This window comes from Mycobacteroides franklinii (genome assembly GCF_002013895.1).
Taxonomy (GTDB): Bacteria; Actinomycetota; Actinomycetes; order Mycobacteriales; family Mycobacteriaceae; genus Mycobacterium; species Mycobacterium franklinii.
This window is the reverse complement of sequence record NZ_MAFQ01000015.1, coordinates 1-13708: the sequence shown is the minus strand read 5'-3', so window position 1 is coordinate 13708 and position 13708 is coordinate 1. Positions and strand designations below refer to the sequence as shown.

The 13708-nt window shown below is 63.1% G+C and carries 13 protein-coding genes and 1 tRNA gene; 8 read left to right on the top strand and 6 right to left on the bottom strand.

Annotated elements, in window-relative coordinates; genetic code table 11:
• Positions 1–6 precede the first annotated feature (6 nt).
• The 4 genes from B4393_RS22310 to B4393_RS22295 all read left to right on the top strand — a co-directional run bounded on the left by B4393_RS22310 (position 7) and on the right by B4393_RS22295 (position 3412).
• Positions 7–330 (top strand): YbjQ family protein, encoded by a 324-nt coding sequence (locus B4393_RS22310; RefSeq protein WP_070938813.1) that lies wholly within the window; start codon positions 7–9, stop codon positions 328–330.
• 49 nt (positions 331–379) lie between these two features.
• Complete coding sequence (pgm, locus tag B4393_RS22305) at positions 380–2011, top strand: phosphoglucomutase (alpha-D-glucose-1,6-bisphosphate-dependent) (protein WP_078336023.1); 1632 nt, start codon at positions 380–382, stop codon at positions 2009–2011.
• Positions 2008–3282 carry an MFS transporter gene (locus tag B4393_RS22300; RefSeq protein ID WP_078336022.1) on the top strand — a complete coding sequence of 425 codons (1275 nt, stop codon included), beginning with the start codon at positions 2008–2010 and terminating at the stop codon, positions 3280–3282. The genes pgm and B4393_RS22300 overlap by 4 nt, the downstream gene beginning before the upstream one ends.
• A 57-nt stretch (positions 3283–3339) precedes the next feature.
• Positions 3340–3412: transfer RNA gene (locus tag B4393_RS22295), tRNA-Ala, on the top strand.
• A gap of 170 nt (positions 3413–3582) precedes the next feature.
• On the opposite strand, the gene B4393_RS22290 is transcribed toward B4393_RS22295, so the two are convergent.
• The 4 genes from B4393_RS22290 to B4393_RS27670 all read right to left on the bottom strand — a co-directional run bounded on the left by B4393_RS22290 (position 3583) and on the right by B4393_RS27670 (position 9751).
• The gene (locus tag B4393_RS22290; RefSeq protein ID WP_133052614.1) at positions 3583–7809 is read right to left on the bottom strand and encodes a hypothetical protein; all 4227 of its coding nucleotides are present in this window, start codon (positions 7807–7809) and stop codon (positions 3583–3585) included.
• 58 nt (positions 7810–7867) lie between these two features.
• Positions 7868–8635 carry a site-specific integrase gene (locus B4393_RS22285; protein ID WP_236743224.1) on the bottom strand — a complete coding sequence of 256 codons (768 nt, stop codon included), beginning with the start codon at positions 8633–8635 and terminating at the stop codon, positions 7868–7870.
• Positions 8636–9011: 376 nt separating this feature from the next.
• The gene (locus B4393_RS22280; protein ID WP_078336019.1) at positions 9012–9197 is read right to left on the bottom strand and encodes a helix-turn-helix domain-containing protein; all 186 of its coding nucleotides are present in this window, start codon (positions 9195–9197) and stop codon (positions 9012–9014) included.
• A gap of 332 nt (positions 9198–9529) precedes the next feature.
• The gene (locus B4393_RS27670; RefSeq protein ID WP_133052615.1) at positions 9530–9751 is read right to left on the bottom strand and encodes a hypothetical protein; all 222 of its coding nucleotides are present in this window, start codon (positions 9749–9751) and stop codon (positions 9530–9532) included.
• A 66-nt stretch (positions 9752–9817) separates the two neighbouring features.
• Here B4393_RS27670 and B4393_RS22275 point away from each other — a divergent pair, with 66 nt between their 5' ends.
• Entirely contained in the window at positions 9818–10000 is a 183-nt protein-coding gene (locus B4393_RS22275) for a hypothetical protein (protein WP_078336018.1), read from the top strand.
• On the opposite strand, the gene B4393_RS27665 is transcribed toward B4393_RS22275, so the two are convergent.
• Both B4393_RS27665 and B4393_RS27660 read right to left on the bottom strand, forming a co-directional pair.
• The gene (locus B4393_RS27665; protein ID WP_157901320.1) at positions 9997–10161 is read right to left on the bottom strand and encodes a hypothetical protein; all 165 of its coding nucleotides are present in this window, start codon (positions 10159–10161) and stop codon (positions 9997–9999) included. The genes B4393_RS22275 and B4393_RS27665 overlap by 4 nt on opposite strands.
• A gap of 81 nt (positions 10162–10242) precedes the next feature.
• Positions 10243–10416, bottom strand: a complete 174-nt coding sequence (locus tag B4393_RS27660) for a hypothetical protein (RefSeq protein WP_157901319.1) — start codon at positions 10414–10416, stop codon at positions 10243–10245.
• A gap of 288 nt (positions 10417–10704) precedes the next feature.
• On the opposite strand from B4393_RS27660, the gene B4393_RS22270 reads away from it, so the two are divergent.
• The 3 genes from B4393_RS22270 to B4393_RS22260 all read left to right on the top strand — a co-directional run bounded on the left by B4393_RS22270 (position 10705) and on the right by B4393_RS22260 (position 13515).
• Positions 10705–12375 (top strand): hypothetical protein, encoded by a 1671-nt coding sequence (locus tag B4393_RS22270; protein ID WP_078336120.1) that lies wholly within the window; start codon positions 10705–10707, stop codon positions 12373–12375.
• A gap of 301 nt (positions 12376–12676) precedes the next feature.
• A complete protein-coding gene (locus tag B4393_RS28415) occupies positions 12677–12916 on the top strand; it encodes a hypothetical protein (RefSeq protein WP_078336017.1) in 240 nt (79 codons plus the stop codon).
• Between the two features lie 35 nt (positions 12917–12951).
• Positions 12952–13515: an LppU/SCO3897 family protein gene (locus tag B4393_RS22260; protein WP_109558654.1), complete on the top strand. Its 564-nt coding sequence runs from the start codon at positions 12952–12954 to the stop codon at positions 13513–13515.
• The last annotated feature ends 193 nt before the right edge of the window (positions 13516–13708 follow it).

Genomic DNA, 13708 nt, shown 5'->3' with positions numbered 1-13708 from the left:
GGGGTCATGATCATCGTGACGAGCAACGACATCCCCGGATACAAGATCGGCGCGGTTTTCGGTGAGGTCTTTGGCCTCACCGTGCGGTCGCGGCACATCGGCTCCAACCTCGCGGCCTCGTTCAAGTCGATCGCCGGTGGCGAGCTCAAGGGCATCACCCAGTTGCTGCACGAGAGCCGCCGCGAGGCACTGTCCCGGCTGGCGGCCGAGGCGGAATCGAGGGGTGCCAATGCCGTCGTCGCGTTCCGTTTCGAGACCACCGAGTACGCCAACACGGGTGTCGAGGTGTGCGCGTACGGGACGGCCGTCGGCATTCAACCGATCCAATAGCGGCCATTCAGTAAGACACGGTTCATCTGATCCAGGCAGAATCAGGTCCGTGAGCAACGCGCGCGCCGGACAGCCGGCCCAGCCGGAAGATCTCATCGACATCGCCCACGTGGTGACCGCCTACTACGCGATAGAGCCCGATCCGGGGGACGTGGCGCAGCAGGTCGTGTTCGGGACCTCCGGGCACCGCGGGTCCAGCCTCGACGGTGCCTTCAACGAGGCGCATATCGTGGCGACCACCACGGCGATCGTCGAGTATCGGGCCTCGCAGGGCATCGACGGTCCGCTGTTCATCGGTCGTGATACTCATGCGCTCTCCGAGCCTGCGTGGACCAGCGCGCTGGAGGTGTTGGCGGCCAACGGTGTTGTGGTCGCGGTGGATTCGCGGGACCGATACACGCCGACTCCGGCGGTGAGCCACGCCATCCTGCGGCACAACCACGGTAAGACGACGGGGTTGGCGGATGGGATCGTGGTGACTCCCTCGCACAACCCGCCCCGGGATGGTGGGTTCAAGTACAACCCACCACATGGCGGACCCGCCGACACCGATGCCACGGGTACGATCGCCGCGCGCGCCAACGAGATTCTGCGTTCGGGCTGGCGTTCGGTGAAGCGGATTCCATTGGCGCAGGCACTCAAATCGGTGCAGCGCTACGACTTCCAGCAGACCTACGTGGACGATCTGGCCAACGTGGTCGATCTAGAGGCCATCTCGGGTGCCGGAATCCGGATCGGCGCCGATCCGCTCGGTGGAGCCAGCGTCGACTACTGGGCCGCCATCGCCGACCGGTGGTCGCTGGAGCTGACCGTGGTGAACCCGCTGGTGGATGCCACCTGGCGGTTCATGACCCTCGACCACGACGGCAAGATCCGGATGGACTGCTCCTCGCCGGATGCGATGGCCTCGTTGGTGGCGTCGCGCGACAAGTACCAGATAGCGACCGGGAACGACGCAGACTCTGATCGGCACGGCATCGTGACTCCCGATGCGGGACTGATGAATCCCAACCACTACCTGTCAGTGGCCATCGATTACTTGTTTAGTCACCGCGATGGCTGGGCGGCGCAGACGGCGGTCGGTAAGACGCTGGTGAGCTCCTCGATCATCGATCGGGTGGTGGCGGGGCTGGGCCGGACCCTGATCGAGGTGCCGGTCGGCTTCAAATGGTTTGTGAACGGGTTGATCGACGGGACAATCGGTTTCGGTGGTGAGGAGAGCGCCGGGGCATCCTTCTTACGTCGCGACGGCTCCGTGTGGACCACCGACAAGGACGGCATCATCGCCGCCCTGCTGGCCTCGGAGATTCTGGCGGTCACCGGGTTGACACCGTCGCAGCGGTACACGCAGCTGACCGAGAAGTATGGCGCCCCAACATATGCGCGCGTTGATGCGCCGGCGAGCCGTGAGCAAAAGGCCGTGCTGAGCAAGCTCTCACCCGGGCAGGTGAGCGCTACCGAGCTGGCCGGTGAACCCATCGTCGCCAAGCTGACCAACGCGCCCGGAAATGGGGCGCCGATCGGTGGGCTCAAGGTTGTCACCGAAAATGCCTGGTTCGCGGCCCGGCCGTCGGGCACCGAGGATGTATACAAGATCTATGCAGAATCATTCAAGGGTGCCGAGCACTTGAGCCAGGTACAGGACGCCGCACGGGAGGTTGTCTCCGCGGTGATCGGTTGAGTGGCTGTCCCGACTGCAACGAGGACAACGCGGCGGTAACGCCACGTCTGCCGTGGGAGATCTGGGTTCTGGTTGTCGCGAGCCTGGTGATCGCGCTCGGATTCGGCGTGGTGGCGCCGGCGCTGCCGCAGTACGCCCGCAGCTTCGGGGTGAGCGTGACCGCGGCGACCGCGGTAGTCAGTTCCTTCGCGGCTTTCCGGCTGGTGTTCGCACCCGCGGCCGGAGCGCTGGTGCAGCGACTGGGGGAGCGCTGGGTCTACATGACCGGCCTGCTGATCGTCGCCACGTCCACCGGCATCTGCGCCTTTGTGCACAGCTATTGGCAGCTGTTGGTGTTCCGGTCACTCGGTGGCATCGGTTCGACCATGTTCACCGTGTCCGCGGCCGCGCTGCTGGTGCGCATCGCGCCCGAGCAGATCCGGGGCCGCGCCCAGGGGCTGTACGGCTCGAGCTTTCTGCTGGGGATGGTGGCCGGTCCCGCGGTGGGCAGTGCCGTTGTGGGCCTGAGCCTTTCGGCTCCCTTTATCATCTATTCGGCGGCGCTGGTGATCGTCGCGATAGTGGTCTACTTTGGGCTGCGGCGCTCCACGCTGCTGGAGGTTGCCGACGAGCATCACATCACCCCGGTGACCTTGACGTCGGCGCTGCATCACCGGACATTTCTGGCCGCGTTGATGTCGAATTTCAGTGCGGGATGGGCGATCTTCGGGATCCGCGGGGCGCTGCTGCCGCTGCTGGTGGTCGAGGTGCTGCATCAGCGGCCGGGTGCGGCCGGGCTGGTGTTCGCCGCATTCGCGGCAGGGGATGTGTCCACGGCCTTCCTGGCCGGGTCGTGGTCCGATGACATCGGGCGCAAGCCGCTGGTGGTCGCCGGGCTGCTGGTGTGCGGTTCCACCGTGGTCGCGATGGGCTTCGTGTCGTCGCTGCCGGTACTCATCGTGCTCTCGCTCGTCGGCGGGATCGGTGCGGGCTTGTATGCGTCCCCGCAGCAGGCCGCCGTGGCCGATGTGGTGGGCAGTAGGGGCAGGGCGGGGACGGCACTGGCGACCTTCCAGATGACCTCCGATATCGGGCTGGTGATCGGGCCCGTGGTGGCCGGGGTGATCGCGGAGCGCACGTCCTACGGGTGGGCGTTCGTGGTGGGCGGCGCGATGCCGCTGATCGCGGCCGTGGCGTGGGTGTTCGCCCCCGAGACGCTGGGGAGACTTGCGTCACCGCAGGTTAGGAGTATGCAGGAAGTAGCAGAGGATGTCGGCGGTCCCGAGCGCTGAGATTTTGAGAGCCCGTCGCCGTGGTGTAACTTCGTGCGGGCACGCAGAACTAAACATGGGGCTATGGCGCAGTTGGTAGCGCACCACACTGGCAGTGTGGGGGTCAGGGGTTCGAATCCCCTTAGCTCCACAAGAAAACCCCCTCCGACCCATTGGTCGGGGGGGGATTGCGTGATTTGCAGACCGGGTCGGGTGACGCGCCGAATGCCCTAACTCTGTCCTATCGCGGACGCGAATACCGCCGAGACTGCGGCCCCATAGGAAGGACTGAGTCATTGCGGATTCCGTTCGGAGGTCGTGTCACAGACCTTGCGATTCTTGCCCTGGAGCGTCGTGGACTGGCGTCTTCTTGCGTGACCAAGAGCTCGGCGTAGGAAGATTGCCGTTCACTATAAGGACCTCGACCAGGCTCGGGGCCTCGGGATTGTCGAGTCCGTGCAGCCTCGGTTCGAGTGCAAACAGGTAGTTCTCAGGGGTACCGATGGGCAGCTGCTTTAAGCTCATGTCCAGGATGGCGAGGATTGAGAGCTGAGCTCCGTCGGCGGCGGCGTACTGCGTCGGCTGGCCAACATATTTCGGCGCGGACTCTCTGGTTACGGGCGTCTTGCGCTCGACTTTTAGCTCCGCGGTGATGCCGTCGTGCCGCACGTCGAGGTAGCCCAACGCAAGAGGGTTGCCGCGTTCGACTCGGCCGCCGAGTTCCGGGTCGGCGAGCAAACGTTCAAAGAGGTCGTCGTGGAATTCGCGTTCTGTTACTCGGGTTCCGCGGCGATACTTGCGTTCCCATGTCATGGCCAAGCCGGCGCGACAAACCCCAGTGAACAAGCGGCAGAACGCCCGCAGTTGGCCATCGTCGAATCCAGCGCGGGCAAGGCGGTCGTATTCGGCTAGGAGACGCTCGTCGAACACCGGATAATTTGTCGCCCGGTCGCGCGTCTCGTCGTAGGGCCGCAGCCGCAGTTCGCGGTGGCCGGCGACGTCGAGCGTCTGCTTGCGCGGCTTGCCGTCGACCTCGCCGCTCCACGTCAGTCGCACCATCAGCGGGGGCGCTGGCTTGCCAGCTGCCACTGTGAACCGAAGCGTCACCGATCCCGACTGCTCATAGGTCTCGCCATCGCCAACATGGTCGCCGCGTGACCAGCTAAACGTCGGCACCGTGATCTCGGCAGGGGTAAGATGGTTTAGTAATTCCCCGTCCATCCGGTCCGCCCACTGCGGCCATTCACCGGGCTGCACGCGCACCGACAGTTCGTAGACACGCTGGTCCCGCAGTACTTCGGGCCCTGTGATCAGTCGGCCGTCCAGCGAAGCCAGCACGACCGCGACGGGTGCCTCGTCTTCTGCCGGTTCGGGCGGGGTGTCACCGGCACTACCGCGGCGTGCGAAGCGATTCTCTTCGGGCCCCCTGACAACCGTGACGGGCAGCGGCAGCTGCGCCCACATGGCGAGGAGCGGCAAGATCGGTGAACCAGGGTCTGTGTTCTTCGCGGCCGCTACGAGTTCGAGAAGCGGCGCACCAATAGGGTCGTCGACCCCTAGCCGCTCGGTGATATCAGCGGTGATCAGGTCGCACCGCAGCGCGACCGCCTGCCCATGTGACGAAGCCTTTTCGGTGTCGGCATTCAGAGCGGCGGCCTGCGCTCGCAACAAATGCGAGACAACCTCACACAAGCCGGAAACGGACCGTAGGTAGGCGCCCGTCGGCGTCACCGTCATACCCGCCTTCGACAATGCCTTGCCAGCTGCCGAGAACTCGTCGGCCCGCGATGCGATGCTCTCCGCTGGCCGTAATGCGTCAACAAACCCGGCATCCATCAGCAGACGCCGCAGTGTCAACGTCGCACGGACCGCGTTAGTTACGAATGCGATTGAATCTGAGTCGCGCTCCTCCACCAGCGCCGTGGCGACCGTGCTTGCGTCGTCGGCGTGTGGGCCCCACTCACCGCCCGCAGTTGCAGCGGCGTCGGCGCGGACGGCCGACGCGAGCATCTCAAGAAAGTACCGCTGCCCCGCATAGGCTCGCTGGTCCGGCGTCGCTTCGAGTAGAGCCGACATGATTGCAACGGCATCCGCCAATCTGCCTGCCCGCCAAGCCACCTCCACGAATTCAGCGGCAGCGACCGGACTATCGGGACCGAACGTGAGAGCCGCGGCCGTCAAGTCCGCGGCAGGGAGCGACGTCAGCCCCGGGCCGCACGCGAGAAGCATTTCGATGTCGGAGTCACCCCTCCGACGAGAGAAATCAGCGAAAGCTGGTTCTGCGGCTTGACGTAGCCGCAGCGACGCCATTTGAGCGGATCGAGCTACCGTGGTGCCCCACGTGTTGTGCTGCAGCACGTCGCGCAGGTCGTACGCGCCGAGCGACGCCGCAGCTTCTAAGCCTTTACGCTCCGAAACCTCCCGGGCTCCGTCGATTTCGAGCCTGGAAGACAGTGACAGCATCGCCCTGATCGCGTCTTTGACGACCTCGGCATGCTCGTGGCCGCTGATTCTTTCCACGATCACTGCCGCGTACACGAGCAGACGCACTGCGGCGTCGGGGGACCAGGTGAGAGTCACTGCCGCCTTCAGGACCGATCGGATGACCATGACAAAGGGGTCGGCAGTCAGCGCCGCCAGCAGATCCTCAAGCGTGGAGGGCAACGGATGACGGCGCGCGATCGCTACCCACGTGTCGATGGCACGTGCTCGCATTCCCACCTCAGACCCGACAATGTACGTGTGGAGAACCGGCAAGATGGCTTGCAGCACACCACTTTCCGTACCGTGTGTGGCGCCGATCTTACCGAGAATCTCCAGTAGATACCAGGCGGCGTCGGCGCCGCGCTCGCCGGCACGCTCATCGGCCATGACGTCGATTACGGCGTTACACGCGGCGACTGGGTCATTTGCCGCGACGAACTTGACGGCGTCGCCAAGTCGCCCGATGGCCCTGCCAAGTAATAGTTCTTGGCTCCAAGCCGTCATCATCTTCAGCGCCGGCGGTTCGTCGTCGATCACGGTCAGCGGCGAGACCTTCGATGCCTTTTGCGCGTCGACCAACCCCAAGATGGCCCCGAGAATTGCCGCCAACTTCACCTGCATTGCGGCAGGGCACTCTTTTGCGAGGCGCTCTATCAGCTCGGCGGCGTCATCAATGGCCTCGCCGCCCCAGTCGCCGCCGAGTCGGCCCATCGCCATCTCGAAGAGCTCTTCGGTCACTGACGCCGCACGTGCGGCGTCAGGCACGGGGTCGCCGGTCTCGCGCCAGTAGGGCTCAGCCGCGACGAGGTCTGCGGTCACCGTGAGTACTCGCAGCAGCCGCTCGCCCAGAAGTAGGGAACCCCGAGCTCCGGCGCGAACCATCGAACTCGACACGTCGCCAACGTCGAGCACGAACATCACCGCCAATGCTCGCTCGATCTCGCGCAAGCCGTGATCATCGAACCGCTCGAATTTATCTGAAGCCAGTTGCATCACAAGGGAATCGACCAGGCCGGCGGCTAAATTCGGATGAGTCTCGGAGAGTATCCGGATAGCACCGCCGGCCGAACCCATCAGAAACTGGGTGACATGTGGTCTCGGCGTGGCCGCTGCCGGCGGGAGATGCAGAACAGTTTGCGTCTCCGGCCCCGGTAGCAAGTCCCTTAAAACCGAAATCAGTTGATCGGGAACGATGGCAGCAACCGCGAGCAGGCTGACCGGATCGCTACCGTGACGGCGCTGGGAGAACGGGTCCCGCATCGGCGAGCCAGCCAACGCGACGGCCGATCGACACACGCGCTCGTCAAGATCAGCAGTGTCCGCGTGCTCGGCTAGATCGGCAAGACACCGCCCCGCCGGTCCTGATGCGGCCTCGCGCATCACCGTCACCGCCGCGCGGACGACTGGAGGTCCAAATTCGGGCCGCGACAGGGCGATGATCCGTAGCGGATCCAGAAGCGACGACGAAGCAAATCCACGCTCGACCAGCTCCACTCCATGGGCGATCACGTCAGGGGTGAACGTCTCAGCGGCGCGCTCGGCCAACGCTCTCAACCGCGCGAGCGGGGCACGGTCATCCTTCCGAAGGTCAGAAGCAGGGTCGACGTCGAGTCGTCCAATGTCGGCCAGCGCGGTCGCCATCATGTCGTCGCAACCCGCCATCAACCCGCGGCGCCTTTGGGCTCGGGCTTCCCATTGCGTATGTAACGCTGCCTTACGCTCGACCTCGCGCTCGCGTTCGGCACTAGCGTTCTCGTCTACAGCGGCGATGTAGCCGGCCAGAGTCGGGAGAAGGCCGCTGGGGCGTTGTTCCGCGCAGCCGATGCAGTTCTGCCGGTAGAACATCGGTACGGTCATCTCAAGATTCGACCCGACCATGTGACCGTGGGCCATAGGGCAGCGAATCTCGCGCGCGTTGATTGGAAGGCCAGTTACCTCCTCAGCCATGCCCTGGCCGCTGCTTTGGACAAACTCCATGCGGGTGCAGTGGTTTTTCGCCAGCGCAATCAGGCGCTGGTTGCGCACGCCCATCTCTAGGGCGTCGTCCCAAACGTGGTCCCGCATGCATCTATTCTGCCCGCGGACGCCGACAAGTCTCTGAGCGGAGAAGAGGATGCCAGTTTTAGTTTCCGCCTACAGCGTTCGCTGATATCACCGCTGACGCGGCGATCAGGCGGTCGTCGGTCACGCGCCCGTAGACGGCCTGTGTCGTCCGCTCGGCGTGGCCGTGCCAGGCGGGCAACCACGTCGGCGGCATGTCCGCCGCGCGCATCCGAGAGATGCTGGAGTGCCGCAGCTTCCCGAGCGTGATCGCCTTGAGCATCGCCAACTCGCGGGCGGGCACCGGCAGGTCGCGGGCGCTGCGGTCAGTCTTGGGTGTGACGATGGTGTCGCGCCCGTTCACGTCGACCCGAGCCTGCCGGATCTGCAGCGCGCCGGCGTTGATGTCGATGTCGGACCATCGCAGCCCGCCGACTTCCTCGCGCCGCAGCCCGAGCAGCGTGAGCGCGAAACAACCGCAGAGCCGGTGCGCGGCAATGTGATTGAGAAAGTAATTCATCTGCTCCGGCGTCCAGATGTCGTCGGCCGCGGTGGCGGTAATCGACTTCTGTTCGGGCGATTCGAGGTCGGCCGACGGGTCGTAGGTCAGCCAGCGCATCTTGCGCGCGTGCACTAGCACCGATTTAAGTCGGACGATCGCGCGCCGTCTGGTGGCCGGCGCCAGCGCTCGGCCTTCCTTGCCGGTCAGCGTGGCGGACCAGTTCGCGAGCGCGGGGGGAGTGAGGTGCTGCACCGGAACTGCTCCGAACGCCCGCCGTGCATAAGGGAGCGATTCTCGATCGGCCCGAACAGTATTCGGCCCGATCGACTTGTCGGCCTCGCGCAGCATCAGCCAATGGTCGGCGACCTCATCGAATGTCCGACTCGACTTTGGTGCCCACGTTGCGGTGCTCCACTGTTGCCGTTGCTCTGTAACCCAATCTTGGGCGGCCCTTTTGGTTGCAAATACTTTGGTCGGCCGGACCTGCTTGCCTGTGACAGGGTCGGCGCCGAGGGGCGGCCGCGCACGCCACCCTCTGCCGTTGGGCAGCTTCGTGATTGAGCTGTCGGTAGGTTCGCCGCGCTTCTTCGGTGGCTCGGAATCCGAAGTGTCGCTGCTCATCGGCTGAACCCTTCCGTGGACGGAGCCTGGTCATTGGGAAAGTTTCCGCTTCGCTCGGTCCTGGTGACGAACCCCTCTGCAAGGCGGTGAAGTGACGACGCTGTCATGACGCCAGATCCCGAAGGCCGGCGGTCACGACGTAGACGCGGCCACCGAGACGGCGAACCGGTAGGTCGCCGGACGCTGCCAGCCGATAGGCCGCGGCGCGGCTGATTCCCAACAGCTGCGCAGCTCGCGGCACCGCGAGCAGGAGCGGCAGATCGTTGAACACCTTGTCTTCCATTTTCATTCACCACCCTCCGAAGGGGTCGCTAGGACAAACTTGCCCCATACGCTGCAGGCGCCGTGTGTGGTTGTCGCCCAGTTGGCTTCGTGGCTCGGAGGGCAAAGGGACACTAAATTCGCGCGACGCCGAAGTATGCAGGTCCAGCACGGTCTACAGGAGCGTCCCGAGGACGAACTAGCTCACTCTAAAACCATGAAAACCCCAGCTAGGCCGGGGTTTTCATGCAGCGGGCACGGGTGTCCCGCCGACATGTTGAGACTTATTTTGCCATATGCGCAGGTCAGCGCTGGCATCTCAGATCCGGGGCGTGTCGCGACCCGGCCGTGCCCAGCGACCTAGCCGAAGCCGTAACGGACGGAGAAGCACAGCTCGGGGTCCAAGCCCTCCTCGTCCTCACGGCGCTTACTGGGGCCGGCGTCGATCTCGCTTATGGTTGGGAGTGAGGTCGGGAGAGGGGTGGTGTACATGGGGCCGTCATCTCGCTGTGGTATCGGATTGTCGCGTTGCCACGTAAGACGATCCACTTCCCCCAGCGCCCGCCGCCGGTTCGCGAGCATTTCCGCGCGCTCCTTGTAGCAGTGCGGCCCTTTGGCGAGTAATTCGGAACCCTTGTAATCAACGATGTGGTTGTCCGACGGGTCGGGCTTGTCGAGGCCGAGATGACCCAGACGATTATCGCGGTCGCGACGACGGCAACCAACCCGATAAGCGCGGCGGCGATGTTCTCCATGCTCGCATCGGTCTTTTCATCGAGCGCGTTCAATCGCGCTGCGACCTCGCCGTGCAGCTTCTCGACTTCTGCCTAGAGATCGGCCGCCGGATCGGCCAGCGCCTCGGGTGTGCGTTCCGCGCGCAAGTCGTTCGAGTTATCTGCGTCGGCCATCCGGTTCGTCCCTTTGCTGGTGATCGCACCATATCTCGGGGGTCTGACATGGGCGGTGCCATCTGCAACATCGTCAGCCGTCACGCTTGACTCTTCGCATGCCGATCCGGGCCCGCTCAGGATCTTGCACCCGTTGCCGAGCTTGGACGCGTAGATGGCCGCACCTCAGTGGTGCCGGATACTGCACGCACACGGCCGGCGGCGCTGCGTCCAACCAGGCTCATGGACGCTGTGCCACTCGGGGCAGTAGGTCGGTCCGACTCGGGTCCAGCCCTTGCCGTTGGGCACGAGGTCACCGACGTACGCGTTGGGGAACTTGTCGCGTGGTGGTCGTGCCATGTCCAGGTTCTACGCCGGGGGCCGACACTGGCTAGTGATCTGATCGGGATATGGAGATCTGGCGAATGCGCCCCGACATGCCGACCGATACTTGGTGCCGAGTGGTCTAGGTTGCTCCAAAATCACGGAGTCGACCAGGGTCTACGTGTTGCCTCTACCGGGGTCGATGTAGGCTTTGGCGAATTCAGCTAACTCTATAACTGGGATTTTATCGACATGGCAACCATATTTATGTAATGATCGGGCTAGGGGCGCGCTCAGCGCCAGCTGAAAGGGGTGGCTGTATTCATGGTCATGCATGGTCGTTGGAGTATGCCTGCGGGTTTGCGGCGCACGTTGGCGCTGGTGGCGATTGTCGCCCTGGCTGTCGGTGGAGCGAAGGTTGTCGATGAGCACACCCTCCCCGGCAGCGGCTTCTCGGCGGTTGCGACCGTGGCTGCAGATCCTACTGGACCTCCGGGACCCACTGGGGGAATGACTGATGGCGGGGGCTCGCAATTCCAGCCACCACAGATGCCAAGCTCCATGCCTGATTATCAGGGTGGTAACAACCAGCCGCCGTTGGATCAGAACTCGGGTATCAGCATCTATAACAGCGGCAGTCCGCAAGCACCGCAACAGGTTCCGGGTCAGCAAGGCGCTCAGCAGCCTCAGCAGGCGCAGCAGCCCGCCCATGGCACCCAGATCCCCGACTATCAGACTGCAACGCCCTACACCCAGGGCCCTGGCAAGGCGAACCCGGATTACCAGGCACCGCAACAGAATTCGCCTCAGCAGCCGCAGCAGGGCCAGCAGCCAAACCAACAGCAGCCGCAGAACAAACAGGACGATACGACTCGGCAGTTGGATCAGCAGCAGCAACAGCGTCAGCAGCAGTGCATGTCGGCGGCCCAGGATTATGGGATAGCTGAGCAGATGCTCAGTTTCATGGCTTCGGCGTTCGGTGGTGCTGGATCGATGTTCCAGCAGCCCAGCCGGAAGGTGGGTCCCGACGGCCAATGTAACTGCGCCCCTGAACAAGCGGGGCCCCAGGAGCCCCAGCAGGAGCCATCTAACCAATCTGTATCGGACCGGAAAGTCAACTGCGAAGCGCCTCGGCAGACAGCCACGGGTGACGACTTGGACTTCAGCATCCCGAACACCGGCCGCAATCTCGGTGGGGATCCGGGCAAGATCGGGGACCATCCGAAGCTTGACGGTGCGGACAATCCGCTCAATCCGCAGTTTCTTCCCAAGGACCAGCGTCCAATCTCGACTGGGACAGCTCTCGGGCCGCAAGGTAAGCAATATGCGTTCTACAGCACGCCCAAGTACCACAACCCAGATGGAACTCTTAACGAGCACTATGTGACGCCTAACTCCGCCATCGTCGATCTTGCTCATCCCGACAAAATCATCGGCAACTCACCGCTGGCACAAACCAGCGGAGCATTTGATCCTAAGACAAACACCATGCTCCTAGCAGGGAACACGTCGGCAGATCCGGATACGACCGGTCGTGCGTTGTATCAGTCGGCGCCGATCGACCCCAAGAACCCCAATAGCTGGATCAACGGCCCCTTTACGTATATCGGACCGCTGTTATCTGGAAGTCGAGAGAGTCAACTCATTGCTCTTGGCGCCAAGGGAGAAGATGGCTTCTTCTTCGCCGAGTCATCTGCAGGCCGGGCGGCTACTGGCGTCTTGGCGTCAACAGCCAAGGAACTCACTGAGAAGACTGTGGGCGATGTCTTGGTGGACAACGTTGTTAGTAACATCGGGGGTGTGGATGGGGTGTACGCGCCGACCATCACGAAACAGGGCCTGGATTCTGCTACCAAGATGGGTAGTCTGGAGCTGAAAGTTAGCCAGTTCTGGGACCCCGCCTGGATGGCTGCTAACCGTGAAGCTGTTAACAGTGGCAAGGCGAAGGTGCCCTACAGCCCACGTATATACACGACTAACTGCACGATTCAATAGGAGAGCGTTGATTATGAAGACACGAGTTTCATACGCATCTGCCGCATTTCTTGCACTAGCTATTTCCGCATGCTCTCAGTCCAATGTCGCATCTGCTGAACCGCCAGGATTCCCTGATCTTAATGGCTTCTCAGAGGCGCCGGCGGGGTCGTACACAATGGGCTGGGACAGAGGCTCAAAGACCATCGGGTTTTCAACGGCAAATGGTGTTACCTGCAATTTTGGTGCGCCCGAAAACCCGAATGGACAAAATCAGGAAATTTCTTGCTGGGGCCCGCTCCCGGGCCTTCAAGATGTTCCTGTGCACGGCGCGGATTCTGGACCATGTGATTTAGGCACTGTAAACCAACGCGGCATAGCTCATACCAAGGGCGCCTGCAAAGATGCCAACCCCGGACGGAAGATTCTCAACCCAGGCCAGAAGGTCTCATACGGGAACGTGACATGTGCGGCCGGTGACGATGGATTGATCGCATGCATCGAACGCGTCAGCCCGGAGCGCGGTTTTGTGCTGCAACCATCCGGTTCTTTCGTTTTCTAATCAAACCGAGCTACTGGAAAGCAGGGGGCATTGCGTTGAGAGCGCTGTTTTTTGTCGTGGGATTGTGTGGCATTGCCATTGCGGGATGCGCTCAAGCCGAGGAAACGCCGTCGACAAAGCAGTCCGCGACCCGACAGGAGTCGACTGATTTTGCGAACATTCCCGGCCAGTTCCCGTCGCCGGGGTCGCTGACGGCTAATGGTCAGGCCGATGCTCCGGTGGGGGGATGTGTGAATTTGGGCGGCGAGCTGGTAAATGCGTCGTTGACAGTGGTGGATTGTGGCTCGGACCGAAATACCTACCGGATCGTTCAGCGTGTGAATGTTCCGAAAGAATGCGGCGACACTGATCGCTCGTTTTACCACAACTCCGAAGCCACCGGGCAGTACACCGCGTGCCTGGATTTGGCGTGGGTCAAGGACTCTTGCATCAGTCTGGGGCAGCCTGTATCGAAGGTTGCCTGTACCGACACCAACGCGCCCAAACGGATCAAGCCGCTCAAGGTCATTCTGGACACCACAAGCCTTGATGGTTGTCCGAGCGGCGGCTATAAGCATCCGCAGCGTCGGTTCACAGTGTGCACTGAGGCCCAGCAGTAGCCTGTGACTCGGCGCCATGAGCGCGTACCCGCACCGAGTCGCGTTGCCGCTCTGCCGGCCGCGATTGGCAAGCACTTCATCGGGTGCCGGGTTGGTGAGGCACGGCCAAAGGGGCATCGGCTCGGGCGGTCGGTTGATGATGCGAATGATGTTGCGGCACATACGCTCGATCTCGTCTCAGACGCGGTCAGGG

Coding starts and splice junctions, on each gene's coding strand:
- B4393_RS22310 (WP_070938813.1), top strand. CDS start 7: ATGATCATCGTGACGAGCAACGACATCCCCGGATACAAGATCGGCGCG.
- B4393_RS22290 (WP_133052614.1), bottom strand. CDS start 7,809: ATGCGGGACCACGTTTGGGACGACGCCCTAGAGATGGGCGTGCGCAAC.
- B4393_RS22285 (WP_236743224.1), bottom strand. CDS start 8,635: ATGCTGCGCGAGGCCGACAAGTCGATCGGGCCGAATACTGTTCGGGCC.
- B4393_RS22280 (WP_078336019.1), bottom strand. CDS start 9,197: ATGAAAATGGAAGACAAGGTGTTCAACGATCTGCCGCTCCTGCTCGCG.
- B4393_RS27670 (WP_133052615.1), bottom strand. CDS start 9,751: ATGCTCGCGAACCGGCGGCGGGCGCTGGGGGAAGTGGATCGTCTTACG.
- B4393_RS27660 (WP_157901319.1), bottom strand. CDS start 10,416: ATGGCACGACCACCACGCGACAAGTTCCCCAACGCGTACGTCGGTGAC.
- B4393_RS22270 (WP_078336120.1), top strand. CDS start 10,705: ATGGTCATGCATGGTCGTTGGAGTATGCCTGCGGGTTTGCGGCGCACG.